This window comes from Kaistia algarum (genome assembly GCF_026343945.1).
GTDB lineage: Bacteria > Pseudomonadota > Alphaproteobacteria > Rhizobiales > Kaistiaceae > Kaistia > Kaistia algarum.
This window is the reverse complement of the sequence record NZ_JAPKNJ010000002.1, coordinates 978,377-1,002,652: the sequence shown is the minus strand read 5'-3', so window position 1 is coordinate 1,002,652 and position 24,276 is coordinate 978,377. Positions and strand designations below refer to the sequence as shown.

Sequence of the window (24,276 nt, the reverse complement as noted above, 5' to 3'; positions counted from 1 at the left end):
CCCCCGACTTTGTGCATTCTGCCGCAGAAAGCTGCCGTCCGGAATAGACGCTTCGCGCGCCGCTTTGTATATTACGAACATGAACCTTACAAAGAATCCTGTCCGCTCCTACAGCCATGCGCCAAGGCCCGGCTGGCTGCAATGCGGCTATTCCGTCCTGCGCGCCGGCCATCTGCAGGCCGTCGCCAATGCATCGCTGTCGCGCGGTCGTCACGCGGGGCAGGATGTTCTGTTTTGCGTGGCTGGGGCTGGCGAGATCGACAGCGCTGGGCGTCGGTTCGCGGTGAAGGGCGGGCAGGTCGCCTGGCTCGCCAACGAGGCGGCGCATGGACATCGCGCGGATCCGGAATCGCCATGGGAGCTTTTGTGGCTGCGGCTCGACGGGCCGGCGGCAGCCTCGGTTCGAATTTCAATTTTTGGTGAAAACGAACATGTTCGCGACGCCGCGGATGCCGAAAGGCTCGCCGCTTGGTTTCAGCGGCTCTTCGCGGCGCTGGAGCGGCGCGAACCGACGCTCGATCTGGAGCTCAACCAGCTGGTGGCCTCGCTCTTCGTCATCCTCGCCGGCAAGGGCGGCCGTTCAGGCCGCAGTGCCGGGCTTCCGCTTCCGCTCACCCGCGTCATGACGGCGATGCGCGAGGACATCGCCGCCACCTGGCAGGCCGAGGCGCTGGAGCCGGTCGGCGGGGTCAGCGCGACCCATCTTCGCCGTCTCTTTGCCCAGCACCTCAATACCTCGCCGCATCGCTGGCTGATGCATGAGCGGCTGCTGAAGGCGCAGAGCCTGCTCGCCGATACCGATCTGCCTGTCGGCGAGATCGGCCTTCGCTGCGGCTTCGCCGATGTGTTTCACTTCAGCCGCGAGTTCAAGCGACACCTCGGTTCGAGCCCGGCCAACTGGCGCCGGGCGGAGCGCGCCTTCTGATCCGCGCCCGCTGGTATCAGCGCAGGAAGCGCGCGATCGCGGCGTAAGTTTCTTCTACCTCGGGATAGAAATTCGCGAAGTTGATGCAGCCATGCAGCGCTCCCGGAATGAGGTGCAGCTCATGCTGGACGCCCGCCGTTTCGAGCCGGTCGGCGAGCGCCGGCGTGTCGTCGCGCAGCGGATCGAGTTCGGCCGCGGCGAGGAAGAGCGGCGGCAATCCGGCGAGATCGGCATCGATCAGGCGGGCATCCGCCAGCGCCTCGGCCGAAACGCCCCCGGTGTAGTAGTGCCAGAACCAGTCCATGTCGGCGGTCGAGAGATTGAAGCGGCCATCGCCATAGACCTGGTGCGAGCGGGTCGAATGGTCGTTGTCGAAGACGCCATAGAACAGCACGCCCGCGTCCGGCGAAGCGGCATCGCCCTTGAGCCGAAGCAGTGTGCCGAGCGACAGGTTGGCACCGGCGGAATCGCCCCCAACCCAGGTCGGCCCCTCGATGGCGAGGCCGGGCATGCCATGCGCCTTCAGATAGCGCACGGCCTCGACGCAGGCGTCGAGCGGCTTGGGGCAGGGCGCCTGGGGGGCCAGCGGATAGTCGAGGCTGATCACCTTGCAGCCGAGCTTGACGGCGATGTCCTCGCAGACATGATCGAAGCAGTCGGGATGCAGCAGCACCCAGCCGCCGCCATGGATGAAGATGAAGAGAGGCTGCGGGGTGCCCGGGGCGGCATCGAAGACATGCACGTCCATGGTGCCGCCGGGCAGCGGCAGCTGCGCCTGAATGATCGTAGCCAGGCCCTTCAGCATGGTCTGGCTGTAACGGGCCGAAAGCGGGTTGACGAGACGCTGGGCCGTCTCCGCGTCGACCTCGGAGAGGGGCGGGAGGCCGGCGCCCAGATTGGCGATGAATTCAAGCGACGCGCTCGCCGTCGGAGAAAGCTCCGCCGGATAGGCCCAATCGCTGCCCGCCTTGGTATTGCCCGTCATCTCGTCCCTCTCTTCGTTTCGCTAGGCCTGTCAGCCCCGCTTCATGCGCGCGATGCGCGTTTGATAGTCGGGCGGCGTAACGACTTCTTCGCGGTCGAACCAGCGCGGCGCATCGACGCCCGAGACGAGCGCGATATTGCCCCAGGGGTTGAAGTCGCCGGTCCGCACGATCACCTTGGCGCGCCCGCCCATCTGCGACAGCATCTCAGCATGGCTGACGGTGGCAAGATCGTCGCTGCCGAAAATCCGCTCGACGGTGCGGGCCAACGGCGGATTGTTGGCCTTCATCTCTTCCGCGAAGACAATCTTCTCGGGGATGAATTCGGAAACGACGGCTTCCAGCACCTGCTCGATCGTCGGAATGCCCTGGACGAGGGCTAGATCGACCCGCTTGGCGCTGGCCGGAATCGGGAAGCCCGCATCGCAGACGATCAGGATATCGCCATGGCCGAGCGCGGCGATGGCACCGGAGAGCTCGGCGTTGAGGATGCCGTGGCGTTTCATGTGTTTCTCCCTTGGGGATGTCGTCAGGATGCGATGCGGTGGTCGAGCGTTTCCGCGTCGACAGTGGAGAAGCTCTCGGCGATGGAGCCGTCGCGGAAAAGCAGGATCCGGTCGGCGAGCTCGGTCAGCTCATGGGTCTCGGACGAAGTGTAGACGATGGTTGTCCCGCCCGCCGCCAGCCTGCGGATCAGGCGATAGATCTCCTGCTTGGCGCCGACATCGACACCACGCGTCGGATCGTCGAGCAAAAGGAGCTTCGGCTTGGCAGCGATCCAGCGCGCCAGCAGCGCCTTCTGCTGGTTGCCACCGGAGAGCGCCGTGATCGGCAGCTCCGGCGAGCGTGCCTTCACGTTGAGATCGGCGATTGCCTTCAGCGATTTGGTGCGGAGGCTCTCGCCGCCTTCACCGAAATGCAGATGGATCACCGAGCCGACATTGGTCATCACGTCCTGCAACGGCATGATGCCTTCGCGCAGCCGGTCGGCCGAAATATAGCCGACACCAGCTGTGACCGCGTCGCGGCTGTTGCGCGCATTGTAGGGGGTGCCGCCGAGGCGTATCTCGCCGCCCGTCCTGTGGTTGAGGCCGAAAAGCAGGCGCAGCGTCTCGGAGGCGCCGGAATCCGGCCGGCCGGCGAGCGCGAGCACCTCGCCGCGCCTCGCCTCGAAGCTGACGGCGTTGACGTTTCGACCCGCCAGAGCCTTGACGGCGAGCAGGGTATCGGAAGATTCCGTTGCGGCGGGGCGTTCGGGGAAAATCTCTCCGGCGGGCCTTCCCAGCATCGCGGTCGAGATCTGCTCGTGGTCAATGGCGGAAACCGGGGCGCATAGGGCGACGGCACCGTCGCGCAGCACTGTCACCTGATCGGCGATGCGAAGGATCTCCGTCATCTTGTGGCTGACATAGACGATGGCGATGCCGCGCGCCTTGATCTCCAGGATCAGTTCCATGAGCTGGTCGGCATCATGGCCGTTCAGCGAAGAGGTCGGTTCGTCGAAGACGATGAGCTTCGCGTCGCGGCCGAGGGCCTTGGCGATCGCGACCTTCTGCTTGTCGGAGGTCGTGAGCTGGCCGAGCGACGTATCGGGTGTGAGGCTCGTCTCGCCGAGCAGGGCAAGCACACGCTCGGCCTCGGCGGTCATCTGCGCGCGCGACGGCTTGAAGAAGCCCTTGCGATGGCTGTCGAGCGCAATATTCTCGGCGACGGTGAGATTGTCGAACAGGTCCAGTTCCTGGTGCACCACGGCGATGCCGCGCGCCATCGCGTCGCCAGCCCCGGAGAGGGAGACATTGTCCGCCCCGCCGATCTGGATCGTGCCTTCGGAAGGAGCGTGGACGCCCGCGATGATCTTGATCAGCGTCGACTTGCCGGCGCCGTTTTCCCCGAGCAAAGCGTGGGCGGTGCCGGGGTCGACGCGGAAGTCGGCATGACGCAGCACCCAGAGGTTGCCATAGCGCTTGCCGATGTTCTTCAGATGGATCGCGGGCGTCATCATCGTCGTCCGGACTACTTGCCGATGTACTGGTCGACGTTGGTCTTGTCGACGATCTCAGCGCCGGTGTCGATCATCTTCGGCGGCATCTTGCCGTTCTTGACGATGTCCGTCAGCACTTCGACCGACTTGTAGCCCTGGGCATAGGGGTTCTGGCTGATGGTCGAGTCGAGGTGCCCGTCCTTGATCAGCGTCAGCGTCTGCGGCAACAGGTCGAAGCCGACGGCGGCGAAGTCACCCGAGCGCGGGTTGCGCTTCAGATACAGGCCGATCTGCGGGAACGAGCAGCATTCCAGCGAGATGATGCCGGTCAGGTCCGGATTGGCGGCGAAGGTGTTTTCGATCGCGCCATAGATCGCCTGCGACTCGGTGCCGGTGTTGACGATGCCGACGACCTCGATGCCCGGATGCTTGGCGAGCTCCTTGCGGGCGCCGCCTTCGCGGTCGAGGCTCCACTGGGCGGCCGTGTCGACCGAGGTGATGACGATCTTGCCCTTCTCGCCCATGTACTTCACGAGCTGCTGGGCCACTGTCTCGCCGGAAAGGACGAGGTCCTGGCCGATGAAGGTGAGCCGGTCCGACTTCGGATTGTCGGTGTTGAAGGCGATGACCGGAATGCCCTTCGCCAGCGTCTTGTTGATCAGCGGCGCTAGTGCATCGGTCGAGGCTGAGGAGATGGCAAGGCCGTCAACGCCCTTTTCGATGATCGTCTCAAGCTCGGCGATCTGCTTCTCGGCGCCGCCGCCGACGGGGCCGACGAAGCTGGCATCGACGCCGAGATCGGCCGCCGCCTTGGTGACGCCGTCGCGGATCGGGCCAGCGAAGGCGACCGACGGGTCATGATAGGAAACGGCGAAGACGAGCTTCTTGCCATCCTTGGCGTGCTGCGCGATTTCGGGCGAGAGCTTGAACTCCTCCGCCGAGGCGACGCCGGTGAGCGCGATCATGGACAGGCCGGCGGCGAGCGCGGCCATGGATTTCAGGAACGTCATAACTTCCTCCCTCAGCGGTCGATCCCGCTTGCAAAGCCGCTCCGAGACCAGCCCCTGAGCGGCAATCCTCCTTGGCAAGCGACAGGTTTCGGCTCCCGCTTGCGTGAATTCCCCCTGTCCGGAGCGGCGCCTGTGCCGGCCCGGACCCCTTGCGAGATTCAGGTTCTCTTGCGGTTCAGCATGGCGCTGGCCAGCGCCGCCAGGATCACCACCGCGCCGATCGTCGCCGTCTGCCAGAAGGCGGAGACGCCGAGCAGTACGAGGCCGTTGCGCAGCACGCCGATGAGCAGCACGCCGAGCAGCGTCCCCAGGATCGAGCCCTGGCCGCCACCGAGACGCGTTCCGCCGATGATCACGGCGGCGATCACGTCCAGTTCGAGGCCCTGGCCATTGGTTGGCTGCACGCTTTCGATGAAGCCGAAATTGACCGCGCCGCAGAGTGCTCCGGTGAGGCTCGCAATCGCGAACGCGAAGATCTTCACCTTGCCGGTGCGGATGCCGATGACCTCGGCCGCCTTTTCATTGCCGCCAACAGCGAAGATCTCGAAGCCGAAGCGCGAGCGATGCAGCAGCACATAGCCGATCAGCGCCACGACGATGAGCAGGACGACCTGCATGGAGACTTTGCCGAAGACGATGCCCTGCGCGATGTAGCGCAGCCAATCGGCATTGGCGTCGGCTTCGAGAGTTACCGGCTGGCCGCCCGTGATGACGAGCGTCAGGCCTCGGATGAGGTAGAGCGAGCCGAGCGTCGCGATGAAGGACGGGATGCGGCCGAACACGGTGACGGCGCCATTAGCAAGGCCGATGGCGAAGCCGAGCACGATGACGAGGCCGAGCGCCGCATAGTCGGGGAGGCCGGCCTGGGTGATTAGCAGCCCGGCGACGATGCCGGAGAGGCCGTAGACGGAGCCGACCGAAAGATCGACCTCGGAGGCGATGAGCACGAAGGTCGCACCGATCGCCATCACGCCGAGCAGCGAGATCTGGCGCAACAGGTTCAGGAGGTTCTGCTCCATCAGGAACACGGGCGACTGATAGGCAAAGAAGATCGAGATCAGCAGCAGCGGAATGAAAACGCCGAGTTCACGCGAGCGCAGCAGGCGTGACGCTGCTTTCTTCAGGGAGGATTCGGGCATGGCGCGGGTCGCTCCGGATACGCTGCTCATGGGGCGGCCGCCGTCAGATCGTCGAGGCGGGGAAGGCTGGGGATCACCTCGCGCTTGGTGCAGGCGAGGCTGGCGCCCTGGCTCGCCATGCGGATTGCGGCGTCGAGCGCGAGGCCCTGGACGAGGCCGGCGGCGAGGATGCCGTTGAAGGCGTCGCCGGCCCCCGTGGTGTCGACCACGTCGACGGCCCGCGCCGGCGCATGGCCGCCGCTGCCGTCCGGCAGGAACCAATAGGCGCCATCCGCTCCGGCCGTGATGACGGCGGCCTTGCGGACCCGCGCGGCAAGGGCCCGCCCATTGGATTCAACCGACCCAAGGCCGACCAAAGCCTCGGCCTCGCCCTCGTTGGGTGTGATGATGTCGACATTGGATAGGTCGGCGTCGCAGAGCCAGCGATCCATCGGCGCCGGATTGAAGATGGTGAGCGCGCCCAGTTCACGCCCGACCGCCATTGCCTCCAGCGCGCCGGCCGCGGGAAATTCGCTCTGGGCCATGACGATCTTCGCGCCCTTGGCCGCGCCGGCATTGGCGCGGATGAAGGTGGGTGTCATCAGTCCGGTCGCACCGAGATCGATGACGATGGTGTTCTCGCCCTCGGCATTGATCTGGATGAAGCCGACCCCGGTCGGGACCTCGGCGCTGCGCACGACATCGGCCGTGCGCACGCCTTCGCCTTCCCATAGCGCCATCGCCTCGTCGCCATCGGCGTCGCGGCCGATCGAGGCGATGATCGAAACGGAGGCGCCCATGCGCGCCGCCTGGATGGCCTGGTTGGAGCCTTTGCCGCCGGGGCCCTTGGCGTAGTCGCGTCCGGTAAGTGTCTGGCCGCCATCGGGAAAGCGATCGACGACCACAGAGTGGCCGACGAGATAGCTTGCGAAGACGACGATATCGGCGTGGGGAACCGTGATCATCGGTCGGTGAGCCTATTCGTTCTTGGGGCGGGAGAGATTGGCGACCAGTTTGAAGTGACGGCCGGAAAACCAGATGTTCGAGATCTCGACGGCCTTTTCATCGGCGCGCCGGGCAGTCTGTTCGGAAAAGAGCAGCGGGTCGCTGACGGAGACGCGCAGGAGCCTGGCGAGCTCGGCCGTCGAGGCGATCGCGCAGAAGGTGCGCGTGCCATGCGAGACCTCGACGCCATAGCTCTCGGCGAACACCGAAAACAGCCGGCAGCGGGAAAAATCATGGTCGAGAAGGTTCGGGAACTCCTTCACCGGCACATAGCAGTCGACCACCATCATCGGCAGGCCGCCGACGCTGCGGAGCCGGCGCAGATAATAGACGGGACCGTCGACCTCGAGCCGCGTGCGCACGATCTCGCTCGGGCGGTTGATCCGACGCGCCTCGATCACGCTCGTCTCGAAATTCAAATTCAGGTCGTCGAGCGCCTCGGAGAACGAGATCATCGACGTCGCAAGCGGCTGCTCGATCACCGACGTGCCGCGAAAGAAGGTGCCGCCGCCATGGACCTTGTTGAGCAGGCCCTTCTGGACGAGATCGCCGATCGAGCGGCGCACGGTGGTGCGCGTGACGCCGAACAGCTCCGACAGCGCATCCTCGGAGGGGAGGCGGGCTCCCGCCTTGGCCTCATGGGCCGAGATCTCCGAGATGATGTGCATCGCGACCTGCTTATAGATCGGCGTGCCTGTCTGATGGGCCGCGTTCATCGGCCGGATTTCGATCGTCTCGATACTGCGCACAAAGCTCCCCCCTCAACGCTCCTCCTCCTCGCACCAGAGCCCCTCCTCAGTAGGCTCTGGTACCCGCGCCGCCTCGCATAATGTTGGGTCCCGCGCTGGTGCCCAGAAGCACGGCACCGGCCGAGAGAATGTCCTCGGCGTCCTGCTTGGTGCGGATGCCGCCGGACGCCTTGACCTTGGCCGAGGTAGCGGTCGCCGACATGAAGCGGATCAGCTCCGCCGTCGCCTTGCCGCCGATACCCCAGCCGGACGAGTTCTTCACATAGGTGCAGCCGGCAGCCTCGGCAGCGAGGACGGCCGCGCGGCGTTCCTCGACCGAGAGCGTTTCCAGCTCCAGCATGGCCTTGACCGGCCGGCCTACAGCCGCGGCGACCACTGCCGTCACTTCGTCGCGGAAAGCATCTTCCTCGCCGGAGAGCAGCAGGCCGAGATTGGGCATGAAATCGACCTCGTCGACGCCTTCCTCGACGAGGTGGCGCATCTCGGCGACCTTACTGCGGGTCAGCGAGCCGCCCATCGGATAGGCCATGGCCGAGCAGACCTTGATGGCGGTTCCATCCAGCAGGCGGCGCGAAAGGCCGATCCAGCAGGGCTGCACCATAACGCCGTTGAAGACGAATTCCCGCGCATCGTCGCAGAGGCGGCGAATGTCGCGATCGGTTGCCGTCGGCGAGACGTTGGTATGCTGAATGACAGCCGCGATGGCGGAGAGTTCCATGGCCGTCCCTTGTCGTTTCCTGGCATATCTTATTGTCATTCCAGACTAGGGGCCGTCCGGAACGACGCAACGACTTTTCGGTTCCAATTGGTATACGACTACGTAGGTCTAGTCCTCGGCTGTCCGCTGGCGCCTAGCGGGAAGCGGCGGCCACGGTGCGGATTGCGGCCCTTGCTCCTTCGCGGCGGATGAGTTCGAGGACTGGGGATACAAGCGCGCGCGCTGCTTCCAACTGATCGCCGAGCCCCAGAAGCGCGAGGATATCGCCGGCCGCGGCGTTCGCGTCTGCCTGCGCAGCGAGGGTCGTCAAGCGATCGAGGCGGGGGTCGGTGAAAGCAAACTCGCCCTTGCCGCGTCGCTCGAGCGCTGCGATCCAGAACGCGATGGCCGAGGCCTGCGCGCTCGCCTTGCGGCCGGCGGCGAGGTTTTCGCGGAGCGGCATGGCGATACGCTGCGGCAGCTTCTCCGAGCCGTCGGTGCCGATCTGGTCAAGCTTGTGCCGGAGCGCGCGGTTGCCGAAGCGGATCGCCAGCCGCGCGCAATAGTCGTCGCTGTCGAGCCCGGCATCCGGCAACGTCGCCGCGCTCTCCCGCCACAGCGCATCGACGAGCGCGCGCGCATCTGGGTCGGTGAAGGCGGCGGCGACATTGTCGTGGCCGAGCAGCAGGCCTGCATAGGCGAGGGTGGAGTGGGCGCCGTTCAGGAGGCGCAGCTTCATCAGTTCATAGGGCGCGACATCCTCCACGAAGAGGACGCCGGGCGTGCGGATATCCGGCCGTCCGGCCGGAAAATCATCCTCGATCACCCAGGAATAATAGGGTTCAGTCACGACGGGCCAAGCATCCGTGACGCCAAGCGCATCGTCGACCAAAGCGCGATCCGAATCGGTCGTCGCGGGAACGATGCGGTCGACCATTGTGGACGAGCAGGCAACCTTGTCGCGGACATAGGTGCCGAGTTCGGGCGAGCGCAGTTCGGCAAAGCGCGTCAGCAGCGCCTTCAGCGTCGCGCCATTGGACGGGAGATTGTCGCAGGAGAGAGCCGTGAAGGGCGGGACGCCTGCCGCCTTGCGCGCCTCCAGCGCCGCGGCGAGGAAGCCGAGCGCCGAGCGCGGCCGGCCCCATTCGGCGAGGTCGTGGCGGATATCCGGATGGTCTTCGTCCAGCGTCCCGTCCGAGCGGCGCGTATAGCCCTTCTCAGTGACGGTCAGCGAGACGATGCGCACATTCGGATCGGCCATCGCCGCGACCAGCGCCGCCGGGTCTTCCGGCGCCACCAGCACGCGCAGGATCGCCCCGATGACGCGGAACCGGTCGCCCTCCGAATCGCGATCGACCACCGTGTAGAGCCCGTCCTGCGGGTTCAGCGCATCGCGCGTATCGGGGCTGCGCAGCGATGCCGCGACGATGCCCCAGCCGCTATCGCCGGCGGCCAGGCAATCGTCGATCGCCACTGCTTCATGGGCTCGGTGGAAGGCGCCGACGCCCAGATGCACGATACCGGGCCGCACAGCGGCGCGGTCATAGGCCGGACGGAGGATCGCGGCTGGCAGGGCGGCGAGGCGTTGCGTGTCGAGGCGTTCGGTCATGATGGATCGCGGCCGTTCAGGAGGGGAAGGGCGTCTGCGTGGAGCGCTTTAGTCGAAATGCAGGCCGCCATTCATATCGACGACCTCGCCGGTGATGAAGCCGGCGAGCGGCGAGACGAGGAACGTTACGGCGTGGGCGACTTCCTCGGGCTCGCAGAAGCGGCCGACGGGAATCTGCGCCAATTGCTGCTGGCGCTGCGCCTCGGTGAGCTGTTCCGAGATCATGCGCGACATGACATAGGCCGGCGCGATCGCGTTGACCGTGATCCCCTCGGATGCCGTCTCGCGGGCGATCGAGAAGGTGAGGCCGATGAGCGACGCTTTCGACACCGAATAGGCCGTGCCGGCGGTGAGCCCACCCGATTTCGCCGCATAGGACGAGATGTTGACGATGCGGCCCCAGCGCTTGGCGCGCATCGAAGGCAGCACGCCGCGGCTGAGAACGAAGGCGGCGTCGACATTGACGGCGGTGACGCGCCGCCATTCCTCGATCGTCGTCGTCGCCGCCTTGTTGTTGGATAAGATGCCGGCGTTGTTGACGAGGATGTCGATGCCGCCGAACTCGGCGCTGAGCGCATCGATCCGCGCCGCGACGGCGTCCGTGTCCGATAGGTCGAGCACGACCGGCACGGAGCCGGGAATCTCGTCCGCCAGCGCCTCGATCGGCGCGGCGGCGATGTCGACCAGGAGGACCCGCGCCCCGAGACCGGCGAGCGCCCGCGCGATCGAGGCGCCGATCGCGCCGGCGGCACCCGTTACCAGGGCGGTCTTGGAATGCGAACTCATGAAATTCCTCCTCGGCAACGCTGCCGCTGTGTCGGGCGCCCTTGAGCGGGCATCGTGGGGCGTCGCTCGCGCCGATGCGGCGCGCGATGGGTGGTGGTGGGCCTCAGTCGGTCAGGTAAGGCCGGTAGGGGTCCGGAACCTGGTCGAAGAGGCGAAAGATCTTGTCGAGGTGATAGTCGAGCCGCGCCCGCGCCTCGTCGGCATCGCCCGCGTCGAGCGCGTCGAGAATGGCCAGGTGCTCCTCGATGACGATGGGCAGACGTTCCGAATTGCCGAAGAGATGGATAAACCGGCTCAGCCGGGTTTTCGCATGCAGGATCGCCGGCCAGACGCCGGGGTGATTGGCGAAGACGGTGAACGCTTGATGGAAGAGTTCGTCAGCCTCGTGGAATGCCTCGATGTCACCCGCCGCGACAGCGTCCGCGCCGCGCGCGACGATCGCGCGTGCCTCGAGGCTCTTCTGCGTCGTCCACTGCGCCGCCGCTTCCGACAGGATCGAAAGCTCGAGCGATTTGCGGATGAAATGGCCGTCGCGGATGTCGGAGAGGCCGATCGCGGAGACGTAGCTGCCCTGCTGTGGATAGACGTTGATCAGGCCCTCCTCGGAAAGGCGCAGGATCGCCGCGCGGACCGGCGTGCGTGATACGCCGAAATGGCGGCACATGCGGCTCTCGCTGATGGACGTGCCCGGCAGCAGCTTCACGGAGACGATGGCAGCCTTCAACGATTCGTAGATCTGATCCGCCACGGGTCGGCGGCGATCGAGGACGAAATCGAAATCGAAGGCATCGGCTTCCGGTTTGACAGGCGCTATCGCGATTGCTGAGTGCATCGTCCTTCTCGCCGAACGCTCCGTGGTGGGAAGCCTGTTGCGTTACATATTCTTGTATACTAGGGTCCGTCCCTGGAACGCAAGCCGGGATGCGGAGGGCTTGGCGTGACCTCAAACTCTTATGGGAGGAAGCAATTCATGTCGTTTTCCAGGAAGCTCACGCTGGCCGCCGCGGCCGCGATGCTGACGCTGGGCACCGCCTATGCGTCGGATACGCAGGTCGCACTGGTTCCGGGCGGTCCGCACCCCTATTTCGCCGCCTGGGAACAGGCCGGCAAGGATGCGGCCAAGGATTTCGGCCTGGCCGCTGCTGATTACAAGGTTCCCCAGAAGTGGGAGCTCAGCCAGCAGAACGAACTGCTCGAGAGCCTGCTGACGCAGGGCTACAACGCCTTCCTGATCTTCCCGGGCGATCCTGTCGGATCGGTCTCGACCGCCACGGAGCTGACCTCGGCCGGCGCGCCGGTCATCGCGCTCGCAGGCTGCCTCAAGGACCCGTCGCCGGCCGCCTTCTGCCTCGGCACGGACACCGGTAACTCGGCCTATATCGGCACGCAGCACCTCATCAAGGCGATGGGCGACGGCAAGAAGCGCATCGCCCACTTCACCGGCTTCCTGGTCGACCCGAACACGCAGCTTCGCATCGACGCCGTCGAGAAGGCCGCGAAGGAAGGTGGCGCGGAGGTCGTGCAGGTGATCGCCGACATCGACGCGCCCGAGCCGGCGGAAGAGAAGATCAACGCCTATCTCGCCGCCCATGCCGGCGAAGTCGACGGCATCATCACCACGGCCTGGGTGCCGGCGGTGGTCGCCTCGAACGCGCTGCGCAAGATCGGCGACAAGCGCATCAAGATGGTCGGCATCGACCATGACGAGGTCGTGCTGAAGGCGATCAAGGACGGCTACGTCGACGGCACCATGCTGCAGAACCCCTACGGCCAGGGCTATATCGGCTCGTTCGCCGCCGACAAGCTGCGCACCGGCTGCAAGGTCAAGGCCGACGCGCCGTTCAAGAGCAACGCGCTGACGACCAAGTTCATCGATTCGGGCACCGTGTTCGTCGATGCGGCCGAGGTCGACACCTATGTGACGGCGATGCAGGGGATCACCAAGGATCTCTTCGCCACGTTCCAGGCAACCTATCTCGACTGCCCGTAGTCGTTGCTGATATAGCGCCGCGAAGCCGCTCACGGTTTCGCGGCGACAATACCCGCCCCGGCGCCATGCTCCGGGGCGATTTCTTCAGGTGGCGGTGGAGCCCGGAACATGCCCGTCGACAACCCTCCCGCGACGCCTTCGGCCGCCAGCGCGGCCCGGCCGAGCCCGAGCGGACGCCCGAAATTCTATCTGACCAATGAATTCGGGCTGCTGGTCCTCATCATCGGCTTCGCGCTCCTGTTCAGCCTGTTCTCGAAGAATTTCCTCTCGCCGTTCAACATGTTCGCGCTGGGCCGCGTGGCCGCCGTCAATGCGATGGTAGGCTTCGCGATGATGGTGGTGATTGTCACCGGCGGGCTCAACCTCGCGGTCGGCGCCATCGGCGTCTGCGGTGCCATGTTCTGCGGCTGGCTGCTGGAGCAGGTCGGCGTGCCATGGCCGATCGCGATTGTGCTGGCGCTCGCATTCGGTGCCGCGCTCGGCTGGATCAACGGCTTCGCGGTCGTCAAGTCGGGCCTGCACTCCTTCATCATCACGCTCGCCACCATGAGCATCTTCTTCGGCGCCATGGTGTTCCTGACCCGGGCCGAATCGTTCCGCGGCCTGCCGCCGGTGTTTTCGGCCTTCGGCACGGCGCGCTTCTTCGGCATGCTGTCGCCGCTTCTGATCGTGGCTGCCGTGGTCGGCTTGCTGCTCTCCATCATGTATCGCTACACGGTCGTCGGCCGTGAGATGCTCGCCGCCGGCGCCAAGCCGGAAGCCGCCGCCTTCTCCGGTGTGCCGGTCGGCCGCGTCTTCATCTATTGCCACATGCTGTCGGGCTCGCTCGCGGCGCTGACCGCCATGCTCGTCATGGCGCGCAACGGCGCCGCCATCCCGTCCATGGCCGGCCAGCTCGGCCAGGACTGGCTGCTGCCCGCCTTTCTCGGCCCCGTGCTCGGCGGCACGCTGCTTGCCGGCGGCCGGGCCTCGCCGCTCGGCACCTTCTTGGGCGCGATCCTCGTCACCATGCTCACCAACGGCCTGCTGTTGCTGCGGGTCGGCGAGTTCTGGGTCCAGGCCTGCCTGGGGCTGCTGCTGCTGCTCGCCGTGCTGATCGACAAGGCGCGCCGCTCCTACCTCGCGCATCTGAGGGTGGCCTGAATGGCAAGTTATCTCCGCGCCGACTGGTTCGGCCCGCTCGTCGTCACCGTCGTGGCGGTGGTCGGCATCGCGATGTTCAACCCGTCCTTCCTGTCGCCGCTGAATATCCAGGTGCTGCTGCTGGCACTGGCCGTGAACGGCCTCATCGCCTTTTCGCAGATGATCATCATCGCTATCGGCCAGATGAACCTCTCCGTCGGCGCGATCGGCGGCCTCGCGGCGATTTCCTTCGCCGGCATGATGCAGGTCTGGGGCATCCCTGCGCCGATTGCCGCCGTTCTCGCCATGGCGATCGGCCTGGCCGGCGGCGTCCTGAACGGCGTCTTCATCTCGTGGACGGGCATCTCCGCCTTCGTCATCACGCTGGCCAGCCTCTCGATCTTCAAGGGGCTCAATCTCGCCATCACGCGGGCCCAGCCCTTCTATGGCGTGGCCGAGAGCGTCAAGACGTTCGGCACGACGACGATCATCGGTCCGCTGCCCTGGCTGATCCTGCCGGCTGCGCTGGTCTTCCTCGCGACCTGGTACCTGCTGAACCGCCTGTCGCTCGGCCGGCAGATCCTCGCCGTCGGCGGCAATGAGCATGCGGCGGCGCTCTCCGGCATCTCGGTGCCGCGCACCATCATCGCCGCCCATGCGATCTCCGGCCTGCTCGCGGCCCTCGCCGGCATCGCGCTGGTCGCCCGCCTGCAGATCGGTCAGCCCACGATCGGTGATGACTGGCTGATCCTCTCCTTCGCGGCGCCCGTCATCGGTGGCGCGGTGCTCTCGGGCGGTCATGTCAGCGTGCCCGCGACCTTGCTCGGCGTCATCATCGTCGCGATCATCACGCAGGCGCTGGTCCTGTTCCACATTGACCCGTTCCTGGTCCAGGTGGTGCTCGGCGGATTGATCCTCTGGGCGGTCGGCGTCAATCGCTGGCGCGAAGTGCGCCTCGCCGGCGCCGTGAAGGGGAAGTGACCATGGGCGAGATCGTCTTCGAGGCACGCGGCGTCGGCAAGGTCTTCCCAGGCGTCAAGGCGCTGGACGACGTGTCGATCACGCTGGAGAAAGGCTCGATCCACGCTTTGCTCGGCGAAAACGGCGCCGGCAAGTCGACGCTGATCAAGATCATCACCGGCGTCTACCGGCCCGATGGCGGCGAGTTGCTGCTGGGTGGCCAGCCCGTCCGCTTCGCCAAGGCCCGCGATGCGATGACCGCCGGCATCGGCTTTGTGCCGCAGGAGCGCAACCTGATCCCGCGCTTCTCCATCGGCGAGAACATCTGCCTCGAATCCACCTCTGCCCATGCGTGGCGGCCGATCGACTCCAAGGCCATCCATGCCGAGGCGCGGCGCTGGCTCGACCTGCTCGACCTCGACGTCGATTCGCGCATGCCGGTTTCGCGCCTCTCCGTCGCCAAGATGCAGCTCGTCGAGATCGCCAAGGCGCTGTCGCAGCGCTCCAAGGTGCTGCTGCTCGACGAGCCGACCGCCTCGCTGTCGCCGCATGAGGCGGACGTGCTGTTCGGGCTGTTGCGCAAGCTGCGCGATGACGGCGTCTCGATCCTCTTCGTCAGCCACAAGCTCGAGGAGGTCGCGGCTATCTGCGATCGCGTCACCGTGCTGCGCGACGGCCGCAACGCCTGCGACAGCCGTTCGATGGCCGGGCTCGGCCGGCAGGATCTGGTGCGGCTGATGATCGGCCGCAGCGAGCAGATCCCGGAATGGCCGGAGCGCGACAGCGCCGCCCGTCCGCCGGTTCTGGAGCTTCGCGGCGTCTCGACCGCCATCGGTCACAGCGGCATCAATCTGACGGTGCGGCAGGGCGAGATCGTCGGCCTCTATGGTCTGGTCGGCGCCGGACGGACTGAACTCGCCAAGTCGATCATGGGCGCCTTCGCGGTCACGGCCGGCGAGGTCCTGCTGGCCGGCAAGCCGGTGAAGATCGGCTCGGTATCGGAGGCGATCCATCAGTACCGGCTCGGCTATGTCAGCGAGGACCGCAAGCAGGAGGGCCTGATCCTCATGCATTCGGTGCTGGAGAATGCCGGCATCGCGGTCTGGCGCAAGCTTGCCGGCAAGCTCGGCCTGCTCACCGATCGAACCGTGCGGGCCAAGGTGGAACCCTTCATCACCCGGCTCGAGGTCAAGACGCCGTCGCTGGAACAGATCGTCGGCAATCTCTCCGGCGGCAACCAGCAGAAGATCAGCGTCGCCAAATGGCTGGCGGCCGGCACGCAGCTCCTGATCGTCGACGAGCCGACGGTCGGCATCGACATCAAGAGCAAGGCCTATCTGCACCAGCTGCTGCGCGACCTGTCCGACGCCGGGACGCCGATCCTGCTGATCACCTCCGACATGCCGGAAATGATCACGCTCGCCGACCGCATCGTCGTCATGAACGATTACCGCATCACCGGCGAACTGAAGAACACGCGCGACTATGAGCGGATCAGCGAAGGCATCATGCAGCTGATCCACGCGGACAAGGCGGCTTAGGCGGCCAACCGGGCAGGGCGCTTTTCCGCTATCTCCGCCCGCGTCCGACGCGGGCCAGTACGATGACCGGCAGCATGCCGAAGGCGACGATGGCGAGCGCTGCCATCGACGCTTCCTCATAGGTGCCGCGCGCGGCCTCGCCATAGAGATGCGTTGCGAAGGTCTCGACATTGAGCGGCCGCAGCAAGAGGCTCGCCGGAAGTTCCTTGACGCAATCGACGAATACCAGCAACGCGCCGGCCGCCAGCGCCGCCTTGGACAGCGGCAGGTGGATGCCGAACAGCGTCTGGCCCGCCGTGCGACCGAGCGTGCGCGCGGCGCCGTCCAGCGAAAGCGGGATCCGCGCCAGTCCCGCCTCGATGCTGCCGGCGGCGATCGCCAGGAAGCGCACGACATAGGCATAGACGAGCGCCGCGCCCGATCCCATGAAGAGCAGGCCCGTGGCGACCCCGAACCCTTGCCGCGCGGTCTGGTCGACCCAGCTGTCGAGCGGGGCGAGCACGATCAGTACGCCGATCGCGACGACCGTTCCCGGCGCCGCATAGCCCATGGTGGCGAGGCGATAGCTCCACGCCGAGATGCGTCCGGGCGCGAGCCGCCCGGCATAGGCGACCACGAGCCCCAGCAGCAGCGTCAGAGCCGTCGCGCTGGCTGCCAGCGCCAGGGTGGTCACGGCCTCCCCGGCAAGGCGTGGCGAGATCCCGGCGAACTGGAAGCGCTTCCAGGCTTCGCTCGCCAGATGCAGCGCTGGCACGACGAAGCCGAACAGCACCGGAACCGATCCGAGGAGGAGGAGCCCGATACCGGCCGCGCCGCCGACGCGCCGCGCGCTGGCCGGACGGTTGCTGCGTCCTGCCGCAAAGCGCTGGCGGCGGCGCGCCCATCGCTCCAGCGACACCAGAGCGATTACCAGGAACAGCAGCAGCAGCGCGATCTGCGTCGCGCCGGGAAGATCGCTCCGCGTGACCCAGGTGGTGTAGATCGAGACGGTCAGCGTCCGGACGCCGAGGAATTCGGAGGCGCCGATATCGTTCAGTGCCTCCATCAGCGCCAGGCTGACGCCGACCGCGATCGCCGGCCGCGCCATGGGCAGGCTCACACGCCAGAACACGGTCCAGCGCGAGGTTCCGAGCGTGCGCGCGGCATCGACCAGATTGGCCGACTGGCCTAGAAACAGGATCCGCGTCGTCAGATAGACATAAGGGTAGAGCACCAGCCCGAGCAGCGCGATGCAGCCCGGCATGGAGCGGATATCGGGCAGGCGGAACTGGCGCGGGCTCGCATAGCCGAGCAGCGCGCGGATGGCCCCTTGGAACGCGCCGACCGGGTGCAGCAGGTCCAGATAGGCATAGGCGATGATATAGGTCGGCACGGCGAGCGGCAGCAGGAGCGCCCATTCGAGCGCGCCGCGGCCGGGAAAATCGAAGGCCGTGACGAGGACGGCGAGCGCCACGCCAAACAATCCCGCCACCAGCGCCACACCGCCGAGCAGGATCAGGGTATCGAGCAGCGCCACCGGCAGGACATTGGCGAGAAGATGCGTCCAGAGCCCGGCGGAGCCCAGCGCCGCCTGCGAGGCGAGACCGAGCACGGGCAGCAGCACCATCGCCGCGACAAGGCCGGCGGCAACGCTCCAGCCGCCGCGAAAACGGCGGAGCGATGGCCTTGCGATGAACTGTCTGGCGGTGGTGAGCGACATCAGCGTCGGCTTGGGGGAGGGTGGGAAGCCGGCGTGGCTTCCCGCCCAACCTTTGTCAGTTGTCGAAGCCGACCTTCTCGGCCAGTTCGCTCGCCTGCTTGCGATACGAGACGATTTCGGTGAGCGGCTTGTCGTCGACCGTCAGCGTGCCGAGCGCGGCGATGAGCGGATCGGCGGGGACGCCGGCCTTGACCGGATATTCGTAGTTGGCCTCGGCATAGATCTTTTGTGCCTCGTCAGAGACGAGATATTCGAGGAACTGGATCGCCTCGGCCTTGTTCGGCGCGTTCTTGGCGAGCGCGGCGCCGGAGATGTTCACTTGCGTGCCGCCATTCTCGAAGGTCGGCAGCACGACCTTGATCGCCTCGCCCCACTTCACCTGATCCTCGCCGCCCTTGCCGGAGCGCATCAGCCCGACATAGTAGGAATTGGCGATGGCGATGTCGCAGATGCCGCCGAGAATGTCGCGCGCGCCGTCGCGATCGCCGCCGCCGGCCTTGCGAGCGAGGTTGGCCTTGACGCCGGCAAGCCAGGTTTCCGTCGCCTCGGCGCCGTGATGGGCGATGTAGTCGGCGAAGAGGGCCGTGTTGTAGGGATGCTGGCCTGAGCGGATGCAGACCTTGCCCTTCCATTTCGGATCGGCGAGCTGCTCATAGGTGAAGGACGAGAGGTCGAGATCCTTGGCCGCATAGAGAACGCGGGCGCGATAGGAGAGGCCGTACCAATGGCTGTTCGGGTCGCGCAAAGTCGCGGGAACCGCCTCCGTCAGCACCTTGGAATCGATCGCCTGCGTCACGCCCTTGTCGACGAGATCGACCAGATTGCCGGCGTCGACAGTCATCAATATGTCGGCCGGCGAACTGGCGCCCTCGCTGGCGACCCGTTCGGCGAGCCCATCCTTGAGGAACACGGTGTTGACCTTGGTTCCGGTCTTCGCCGTGAAAGAATCGATCAGCGGCTGGATGAGACCGGGCTCCCGCGTCGTATACAGGTTGACCTCGGCCGCGCTCGCCGCGCTCGCCGACAAGGCAGTCACAAGCGCCGAGAGGCCAAACAGGGTATTCCGGATCATGCTGATGCTCTCCGTTTCAGGATGGGCGAGCAAGACCATAGATGAATTATGAAGTCAACTTTACATCGTTGAATTGTCCGCGGCTATTTTTTGAGATAGTTTCACATTATTGGATAGTTGTACATTAGAATTATTCTATTTTCTGTGCCGAGTATCTGCGTGATGCTTTCTACGGCCGCAGCGTGGCGATGATCGTCCACCATGCCCAGACCGTTGCCATGGAGAGGGGCACTCCGATACCGATCAGCAGGGCGCCGAGATCGGGCTCCAGATCATGGTCGAGCGCGATGATGCTGGCGCCCAGCATGGGCGGCATCGCCATTTCCAGCATGGCGACCTTGGCGACAGGATCACCAGCCGTGCCCAACGCCAGATAGAGGCCGACGAACGCCAGCGGCGCCAGCAAAAGGCGGAACGCGAGCCCGACGCCGAGCGCGGGCAGATGGCCGGCAAGCCGGTCGAAGCGTAGCGCCGAGCCGACCGCGGCCAGCGCGATCGGGGTCAGCGTGGCCGAGAGGGATTCGACGATCGACGTCACCCAGTCGGGTCGCGCCAGGTCCTTGGTGGCGATGGCGACGATAAGGGCAATGAAGGGCGGGAAGGTTGCGATCCGCTTCGCCACGGCGCGCCCATCGAGCTTTCCCGAACTCGCCACGGCGGCGATTGCAAGGCCCAGCGTTGACAGGGCGAGATAGGAACCGAAGAGATCGATGACGATGCCGAGGCCAAGCCATTGGCGACCGGCGAAGGCAGCGATCATCGGCAGGCCGACAAAGGAAGTGTTGCCCCAGCCTGCGCCCAGCAGCAGCGCGCCGGTGCGTTGCCGCGACCAGCCCAAGGCGCGGCAAACCGGCACCAGCACGACGATGGCCAGCCCCACGCCGATCCAGGGCGTTGCCGCGGCCAGCCACCAGGCACTGTCGATCGCGATGCCGCGCAGGCTGCCGATCGCAGCGGCGGGGAGGGCGACGTTAATCACCCAGGCGCCGAGAACCTTGTTGGCCCCCTCCGGCAGCCGCCCGCTCCAGCGCAGCAGGGCGCCGATCGCAAGGCAAAGGACGATCAGGACGATCTCATGCATCGCAGCCCCCGGCGCGGCTCCCGAATCCATTGTGCCATTATGGCCGAAGCAGGCCGCCCGAATCGATGCCCAGGAGCCCCCACCATGGCAGGCAGGCGGACGCCTGTCGGAATTGGCCCGAGATATCGATCTCCCGAGTGCCCGTTCGAGTTTTCCGCCTAGAGCAACTCTCAAGGCGAGACGATGGCAGGCGAGGGCGCGCTGTCTTGGGCCGGCTTTGCCCACAGTCTTGGCCCAAAACGGCCCCGCAGCCGAGAAACCGCTTGTTTGCCGTGGTTCGGTCGGATATTCCCGGCGACGGAGAGGTGGCCGAGTGGCCGAAGGCGCTCCCCTGCTAAGGGAGTAGACGGCTTAAAACCGTCTCGAGGGTTCGAATCCCTTCCTCTCCGCCACTTACTAAACCATTGATATTGTTACTATTTTTGTCTTTTGACGCCTCGAATTCGCCGACCATTTCCGCGGCTTGCGGCTGCCTCATCGCTGTCGTGGTTTCAGGAGACGTTTTCCACGTCGATTCCGCGCCGTTTTCTCGGCCCCGTCTCTCTGCCGACTTTCGGCAGTACCGAAGTCAATGTCGGTCGGGACTGGGCGTTCGCAGACTGCGCGCTTGCCGGTCCGTCTGATCGCGGCAGGAGGAGACAACAGCGTGACAGCCCGACGCCTACGACGATTGTTGGCGGCGGTTCGCTACCAACGGCATCGCTGCCGCCTGAGTAATAGGCATGACTGTGGTGATTGTGGGAGGTCGTTTCTGCGTCGAGCGATGGCCGAGCCGGCTGGCCGTATTCCCGAGCCGGCGCCGACGCAGTCGGGCTCGACGATCTTGTCGCCAAGCGTCCCGTGAGATCGCTATTCAAACCCAAGCGTCTGACGCTGTCCCGCCCAGTCGATGGGAAGCCGGGTATCGGCCATCAACTTGTGAACAGGCGCGGACGGGCGGCCACTGTCTAAATCGACCCAACTATCTAATTTTCATCATAAATCTTGAAGACAACCGGGGTCCCCATCAGCGCCGATCGACACCCCGGCAAATAGGGAATTCCTGAAGTGCTCTCAATAAGTTGAAGCCAACTGGTGCGAGGTCCCACTTGGGCGCTTGTTCACAATCGCCAACGTCAGGTCGTCCGAGCCTTCTTCGCACGGCCTACGATCTGCGTCGGGTTCACAAAACGGAGCGCGACGACCAGCCAGATTAGCGTGCTCATCATGTAGATCACGGCCATGGCGTCGATCGACTGTCCTGCGCGCACGCCCGCTGCAAAGACTGAATAGTACAGCGCGACGACGAGCGTCTGGCTGGATGGTCCGGCGGTCAGGAATGTGAGCTCGAACATAGAGACTGTCCGTACCATCGCTAGCAGTGACGCTGCCAATATCCCCGGTGCCAGCAGCGGCACGAGAACATGCACGAACAACCGCCAGGTGCTGGCACCGAACACCCGGGCAGCCGCTTCGACGCGGGAATCGATCTGCTCCACGAAGGGCATCATGAGAATGATCGTGAAGGGGATCGTCGGTACAAGGTTGGCCAGGATCACACCGTTCATGGTCCCCGCCAGGCCGTATCGGTACAGCACCGTTGCCAAGGGAACACCGAAAGTGATCGGCGGCACCAGAAGCGGAAGCAGGAAGAGCAACATCACAAGCGACTTGCCGGGAAAGTTGCGCCTCGCCAAGGCATAGGCGGCGGGCACGCCAATCAGAGCCGAAAGCACCACGACGGCGCCTGCGATCTGGAAGGTGACCAGCAGCACATCGCTCAGCTGAAATTCACGCCAGGCAGAAAGATACCAACGCAATGTGAAAGCTGCCGGCAGCCATGTGCCGAGCCAGCGCGTGCCGAAAGAATTGACTACCACCACCGCAATCATCGCGATGACGTTGATGACGAAGAAAGTCATGAAAGCCCAGATCAGGGTCTTCCAGAGCTTTTCCAGGATGCTGTCCAAGGTCATAGTCAGCCCTTCCCGCCGCCAAGCGGTCCCTTGTAGAAAAGACCACGCAGCGCCAGCACCACGCCGACGAAGCAAAGTTGTACCGCTGCCATGATCATCGCGATGGCGGATGCGTAGGAATAGTCATACTGCTCGAAGGCGGCCTGGGACGCGGCGAGCGAGATGACTCGGGTCTCGCCGGCGGGAGCGCCGAGCATGACGGCCGAAGGAAAAACGGAGAAGGCGTCGACGAAGGCCAGGCAAAACGTCACGGCGAGGCCAGGCAAGATCAGCGGCAGGACGATCTTCTGGAAACGATGCCGTGCCCTCGCTCCCAAGGTTGCCGCAGCCTGCTCCAGGACCGGATCAATGCCCGAGATCATCGAAAGCGTCAGCAGGAAGGTGAACGGAAACCCGGTGATCACCAGCGAGATGAACACGCCCCAGTAATTGTGGACGAGGCGGATCGGTTTATCGATGAAGCCAAACAGGATCATCGCCCGATTCAACCATCCTTGTGGGCCGAGGTAGTTGAGCAGGCCTTCGGCGACCAGCACGGTGCCGAGCGTGATCGGTAGCACCAGGATCGTTGTCAGCAGCCTCTGCCGTCGCAGATGCCGCACCTGCATGGCGACCGGAACGGAGATCGCGATATTGAGCAGGGTTACCGGAATGGCCAGGCGCAACGTGAGCCAGATCGTCCGGTACATGTACGGATCGTCGAAAAAACGTCGATAGTTCTCCAGCCAGTCGCCGGAGGCAGGGGTGAAGGAGAGCAGGAAGCCATAGGCGAAGGGATAGACGAAGAGCAGAACGATGAAGAGCGAGGCCGGCAGAACCAGTAGCGTGACACCATCGATGCCCCGTTCGGCCAGTCTGTGCCGGAGAGACAGGGTGCTCTGCGACGTGTCAGCCATGGTCTTGCCTCGCAGCATACACAAGAACGGCATCCTTCGATGCGCCGAGCGATACGGCGTCACCGATGCCGAGCGGAGAATCGGAACGAAAGAACAGTTCCTGGCCAGCCGCCCCCGTCGCCGCGCCGTAATAGGCCTCGCCGCGATATTCCATACTGGCGACATTGGCCTGGATGGGCCCGTCTGCCATCGCCAACAAGTCAGATGGCCGAAACGCGACGACCACGTCCTCGCCGTCCCTCGCATCGCACGCTATCCCGACCAAGCTTGCACCAAGGCCGCAATCCACTTCTACCTCCTCGCCGGAGCGGCGAATGATCTTGCCGGGGAGGCTATTGCGGAAGCCCATGAACTCGGCGACGTCGGCATGCAGAGGGCGCCTGTAGAGCTCCTGCGGCGTGCCGATCTGCCGTACCGATCCATCTCGCAGGACGACGATGCGGTCTGCCAGAGACAGGGCTTCGTCCTGGTCGTGTGTGACATAGATCGTCGCGGAGCCGAGCATCCGGTGGATTCGGCGGATCTCAGCGCGCATTTCCAGCCGGAGCTTGGCATCGAGATTGGAGAGCGGCTCGTCCATGAGAACTAACGGCGGCTCGACAGCGATGGCTCGAGCAATCGCTACACGTTGCTGCTGTCCACCGGACAGTTGCGCCGGCAGTTTGGATGCTTGCGATTCCAGGCGAACAACGCCGAGCGCCTCATCAACCCGCCGCTGGATCTCGGACTTTGCGACACTTTGCATCTGCAGGCCGAAGCCGACATTGCGCCGCACGCTCATGTGGGGGAAGAGGGCGTAGTTCTGGAACACCATGCCAAAGCCACGCTCTTCGGGCTTCAGCGTGTCAATGCGTCGGTCATCCAGCCATATCGAACCGCCAGTGAGCGGCAACAACCCGGCCAGACAATTGAGTGCGGTCGACTTGCCGCAGCCCGACGGGCCCAGGAGTGCAACAAACTCGCCTCGTTGCACCGTCAGGCTGATCTCCTTCAGAGCGTTTTGGGCTCCGAAGGTCCTGCTGATGCGATCGAGCCGCAGCTCGCGAAAGTCGGCGGACGCCGTCGCCATGCTCTTCAATCCCGTTCGTCACTGAGAG

At 65.2% G+C, this 24,276-nt stretch carries 22 protein-coding genes and 1 tRNA gene; 6 read left to right on the top strand and 17 right to left on the bottom strand.

Annotated features, from left to right (window positions below; all coding sequences use genetic code 11):
• The first annotated feature begins 79 nt into the window (after nt 1-79).
• Nucleotides 80-925 carry a helix-turn-helix transcriptional regulator gene (locus OSH05_RS17915; protein ID WP_104220378.1) on the top strand — a complete coding sequence of 282 codons (846 nt, stop codon included), beginning with the start codon at nt 80-82 and terminating at the stop codon, nt 923-925.
• A gap of 16 nt (nt 926-941) precedes the next feature.
• On the opposite strand, the gene OSH05_RS17910 is transcribed toward OSH05_RS17915, so the two are convergent.
• From OSH05_RS17910 to OSH05_RS17860, 11 genes are all read right to left on the bottom strand, one after another.
• On the bottom strand, nt 942-1,910 hold the full coding sequence (locus OSH05_RS17910) for an alpha/beta hydrolase (protein ID WP_104220379.1): 969 nt from the start codon (nt 1,908-1,910) through the stop codon (nt 942-944).
• A gap of 30 nt (nt 1,911-1,940) precedes the next feature.
• The gene (rbsD, locus tag OSH05_RS17905) at nt 1,941-2,414 is read right to left on the bottom strand and encodes a D-ribose pyranase (RefSeq protein ID WP_104220380.1); all 474 of its coding nucleotides are present in this window, start codon (nt 2,412-2,414) and stop codon (nt 1,941-1,943) included.
• A gap of 23 nt (nt 2,415-2,437) precedes the next feature.
• Nucleotides 2,438-3,907 carry a sugar ABC transporter ATP-binding protein gene (locus OSH05_RS17900; RefSeq protein WP_165801663.1) on the bottom strand — a complete coding sequence of 490 codons (1,470 nt, stop codon included), beginning with the start codon at nt 3,905-3,907 and terminating at the stop codon, nt 2,438-2,440.
• 14 nt (nt 3,908-3,921) lie between these two features.
• Nucleotides 3,922-4,899 carry a sugar ABC transporter substrate-binding protein gene (locus OSH05_RS17895; protein ID WP_104220382.1) on the bottom strand — a complete coding sequence of 326 codons (978 nt, stop codon included), beginning with the start codon at nt 4,897-4,899 and terminating at the stop codon, nt 3,922-3,924.
• A gap of 158 nt (nt 4,900-5,057) precedes the next feature.
• Nucleotides 5,058-6,038, bottom strand: coding sequence for an ABC transporter permease (locus tag OSH05_RS17890; RefSeq protein ID WP_104220406.1), 981 nt, complete (start codon nt 6,036-6,038; stop codon nt 5,058-5,060).
• Between the two features lie 26 nt (nt 6,039-6,064).
• The gene (locus OSH05_RS17885; protein WP_104220383.1) at nt 6,065-6,982 is read right to left on the bottom strand and encodes a ribokinase; all 918 of its coding nucleotides are present in this window, start codon (nt 6,980-6,982) and stop codon (nt 6,065-6,067) included.
• A gap of 12 nt (nt 6,983-6,994) precedes the next feature.
• Nucleotides 6,995-7,771 carry a GntR family transcriptional regulator gene (locus OSH05_RS17880; protein ID WP_104220384.1) on the bottom strand — a complete coding sequence of 259 codons (777 nt, stop codon included), beginning with the start codon at nt 7,769-7,771 and terminating at the stop codon, nt 6,995-6,997.
• Between the two features lie 46 nt (nt 7,772-7,817).
• Entirely contained in the window at nt 7,818-8,489 is a 672-nt protein-coding gene (gene deoC, locus OSH05_RS17875) for a deoxyribose-phosphate aldolase (RefSeq protein WP_104220385.1), read from the bottom strand.
• A gap of 133 nt (nt 8,490-8,622) precedes the next feature.
• The gene (locus OSH05_RS17870; protein ID WP_104220386.1) at nt 8,623-10,077 is read right to left on the bottom strand and encodes a mannitol dehydrogenase family protein; all 1,455 of its coding nucleotides are present in this window, start codon (nt 10,075-10,077) and stop codon (nt 8,623-8,625) included.
• 48 nt (nt 10,078-10,125) lie between these two features.
• Nucleotides 10,126-10,863 carry an SDR family NAD(P)-dependent oxidoreductase gene (locus tag OSH05_RS17865; protein ID WP_104220387.1) on the bottom strand — a complete coding sequence of 246 codons (738 nt, stop codon included), beginning with the start codon at nt 10,861-10,863 and terminating at the stop codon, nt 10,126-10,128.
• Nucleotides 10,864-10,966: 103 nt separating this feature from the next.
• Nucleotides 10,967-11,695 carry a GntR family transcriptional regulator gene (locus OSH05_RS17860; RefSeq protein ID WP_104220388.1) on the bottom strand — a complete coding sequence of 243 codons (729 nt, stop codon included), beginning with the start codon at nt 11,693-11,695 and terminating at the stop codon, nt 10,967-10,969.
• Between the two features lie 138 nt (nt 11,696-11,833).
• Here OSH05_RS17860 and OSH05_RS17855 point away from each other — a divergent pair, with 138 nt between their 5' ends.
• The 4 genes from OSH05_RS17855 (at nt 11,834) to OSH05_RS17840 (ending at nt 16,476) form a co-directional block, all read left to right on the top strand.
• Nucleotides 11,834-12,853 (top strand): sugar ABC transporter substrate-binding protein, encoded by a 1,020-nt coding sequence (locus tag OSH05_RS17855; protein WP_104220389.1) that lies wholly within the window; start codon nt 11,834-11,836, stop codon nt 12,851-12,853.
• 108 nt (nt 12,854-12,961) lie between these two features.
• Nucleotides 12,962-13,996: an ABC transporter permease gene (locus tag OSH05_RS17850; protein WP_104220390.1), complete on the top strand. Its 1,035-nt coding sequence runs from the start codon at nt 12,962-12,964 to the stop codon at nt 13,994-13,996.
• Nucleotides 13,997-14,956 (top strand): ABC transporter permease, encoded by a 960-nt coding sequence (locus tag OSH05_RS17845; RefSeq protein ID WP_104220391.1) that lies wholly within the window; start codon nt 13,997-13,999, stop codon nt 14,954-14,956.
• Between the two features lie 2 nt (nt 14,957-14,958).
• Complete coding sequence (locus OSH05_RS17840) at nt 14,959-16,476, top strand: sugar ABC transporter ATP-binding protein (protein ID WP_104220392.1); 1,518 nt, start codon at nt 14,959-14,961, stop codon at nt 16,474-16,476.
• Between the two features lie 28 nt (nt 16,477-16,504).
• On the opposite strand, the gene OSH05_RS17835 is transcribed toward OSH05_RS17840, so the two are convergent.
• The 3 genes from OSH05_RS17835 to OSH05_RS17825 all read right to left on the bottom strand — a co-directional run bounded on the left by OSH05_RS17835 (nt 16,505) and on the right by OSH05_RS17825 (nt 20,328).
• Nucleotides 16,505-18,175, bottom strand: a complete 1,671-nt coding sequence (locus tag OSH05_RS17835) for an ABC transporter permease (protein WP_104220393.1) — start codon at nt 18,173-18,175, stop codon at nt 16,505-16,507.
• A 55-nt stretch (nt 18,176-18,230) separates the two neighbouring features.
• The gene (locus tag OSH05_RS17830) at nt 18,231-19,247 is read right to left on the bottom strand and encodes a Fe(3+) ABC transporter substrate-binding protein (RefSeq protein WP_104220407.1); all 1,017 of its coding nucleotides are present in this window, start codon (nt 19,245-19,247) and stop codon (nt 18,231-18,233) included.
• A 169-nt stretch (nt 19,248-19,416) separates the two neighbouring features.
• Nucleotides 19,417-20,328: an AEC family transporter gene (locus OSH05_RS17825; protein WP_104220408.1), complete on the bottom strand. Its 912-nt coding sequence runs from the start codon at nt 20,326-20,328 to the stop codon at nt 19,417-19,419.
• Between the two features lie 299 nt (nt 20,329-20,627).
• Between OSH05_RS17825 and OSH05_RS17820 the strand changes: the two genes are divergently transcribed.
• Nucleotides 20,628-20,720: transfer RNA gene (locus OSH05_RS17820), tRNA-Ser, on the top strand.
• A 723-nt stretch (nt 20,721-21,443) separates the two neighbouring features.
• Here the strand turns inward: OSH05_RS17820 and OSH05_RS17815 are convergent.
• The 3 genes from OSH05_RS17815 to OSH05_RS17805 are packed head-to-tail and all read right to left on the bottom strand — an operon-like array spanning nt 21,444 to nt 24,248.
• Nucleotides 21,444-22,283, bottom strand: coding sequence for an ABC transporter permease (locus tag OSH05_RS17815; RefSeq protein ID WP_104220394.1), 840 nt, complete (start codon nt 22,281-22,283; stop codon nt 21,444-21,446).
• 2 nt (nt 22,284-22,285) lie between these two features.
• Nucleotides 22,286-23,179: an ABC transporter permease gene (locus OSH05_RS17810; RefSeq protein WP_104220409.1), complete on the bottom strand. Its 894-nt coding sequence runs from the start codon at nt 23,177-23,179 to the stop codon at nt 22,286-22,288.
• The gene (locus OSH05_RS17805) at nt 23,172-24,248 is read right to left on the bottom strand and encodes an ABC transporter ATP-binding protein (RefSeq protein WP_104220395.1); all 1,077 of its coding nucleotides are present in this window, start codon (nt 24,246-24,248) and stop codon (nt 23,172-23,174) included. The genes OSH05_RS17810 and OSH05_RS17805 overlap by 8 nt, the downstream gene beginning before the upstream one ends.
• Nucleotides 24,249-24,276: the final 28 nt, after the last annotated feature.

Bases quoted from the DNA above. Each gene is read 5' to 3' on its own strand.
- OSH05_RS17870 (WP_104220386.1), bottom strand. From the start codon at position 10,077: ATGACCGAACGCCTCGACACGCAACGCCTCGCCGCCCTGCCAGCCGCG.
- OSH05_RS17895 (WP_104220382.1), bottom strand. From the start codon at position 4,899: ATGACGTTCCTGAAATCCATGGCCGCGCTCGCCGCCGGCCTGTCCATG.
- OSH05_RS17850 (WP_104220390.1), top strand. From the start codon at position 12,962: ATGCCCGTCGACAACCCTCCCGCGACGCCTTCGGCCGCCAGCGCGGCC.
- OSH05_RS17815 (WP_104220394.1), bottom strand. From the start codon at position 22,283: ATGACCTTGGACAGCATCCTGGAAAAGCTCTGGAAGACCCTGATCTGG.
- OSH05_RS17840 (WP_104220392.1), top strand. From the start codon at position 14,959: ATGGGCGAGATCGTCTTCGAGGCACGCGGCGTCGGCAAGGTCTTCCCA.
- OSH05_RS17865 (WP_104220387.1), bottom strand. From the start codon at position 10,863: ATGAGTTCGCATTCCAAGACCGCCCTGGTAACGGGTGCCGCCGGCGCG.
- OSH05_RS17835 (WP_104220393.1), bottom strand. From the start codon at position 18,175: ATGTCGCTCACCACCGCCAGACAGTTCATCGCAAGGCCATCGCTCCGC.
- deoC (WP_104220385.1), bottom strand. From the start codon at position 8,489: ATGGAACTCTCCGCCATCGCGGCTGTCATTCAGCATACCAACGTCTCG.
- OSH05_RS17915 (WP_104220378.1), top strand. From the start codon at position 80: ATGAACCTTACAAAGAATCCTGTCCGCTCCTACAGCCATGCGCCAAGG.
- OSH05_RS17910 (WP_104220379.1), bottom strand. From the start codon at position 1,910: ATGACGGGCAATACCAAGGCGGGCAGCGATTGGGCCTATCCGGCGGAG.
- OSH05_RS17900 (WP_165801663.1), bottom strand. From the start codon at position 3,907: ATGACGCCCGCGATCCATCTGAAGAACATCGGCAAGCGCTATGGCAAC.
- OSH05_RS17830 (WP_104220407.1), bottom strand. From the start codon at position 19,247: ATGATCCGGAATACCCTGTTTGGCCTCTCGGCGCTTGTGACTGCCTTG.
- OSH05_RS17885 (WP_104220383.1), bottom strand. From the start codon at position 6,982: ATGATCACGGTTCCCCACGCCGATATCGTCGTCTTCGCAAGCTATCTC.
- OSH05_RS17805 (WP_104220395.1), bottom strand. From the start codon at position 24,248: ATGGCGACGGCGTCCGCCGACTTTCGCGAGCTGCGGCTCGATCGCATC.
- OSH05_RS17890 (WP_104220406.1), bottom strand. From the start codon at position 6,038: ATGCCCGAATCCTCCCTGAAGAAAGCAGCGTCACGCCTGCTGCGCTCG.
- OSH05_RS17860 (WP_104220388.1), bottom strand. From the start codon at position 11,695: ATGCACTCAGCAATCGCGATAGCGCCTGTCAAACCGGAAGCCGATGCC.
- OSH05_RS17845 (WP_104220391.1), top strand. From the start codon at position 13,997: ATGGCAAGTTATCTCCGCGCCGACTGGTTCGGCCCGCTCGTCGTCACC.
- OSH05_RS17855 (WP_104220389.1), top strand. From the start codon at position 11,834: ATGTCGTTTTCCAGGAAGCTCACGCTGGCCGCCGCGGCCGCGATGCTG.
- OSH05_RS17810 (WP_104220409.1), bottom strand. From the start codon at position 23,179: ATGGCTGACACGTCGCAGAGCACCCTGTCTCTCCGGCACAGACTGGCC.
- rbsD (WP_104220380.1), bottom strand. From the start codon at position 2,414: ATGAAACGCCACGGCATCCTCAACGCCGAGCTCTCCGGTGCCATCGCC.
- OSH05_RS17825 (WP_104220408.1), bottom strand. From the start codon at position 20,328: ATGCATGAGATCGTCCTGATCGTCCTTTGCCTTGCGATCGGCGCCCTG.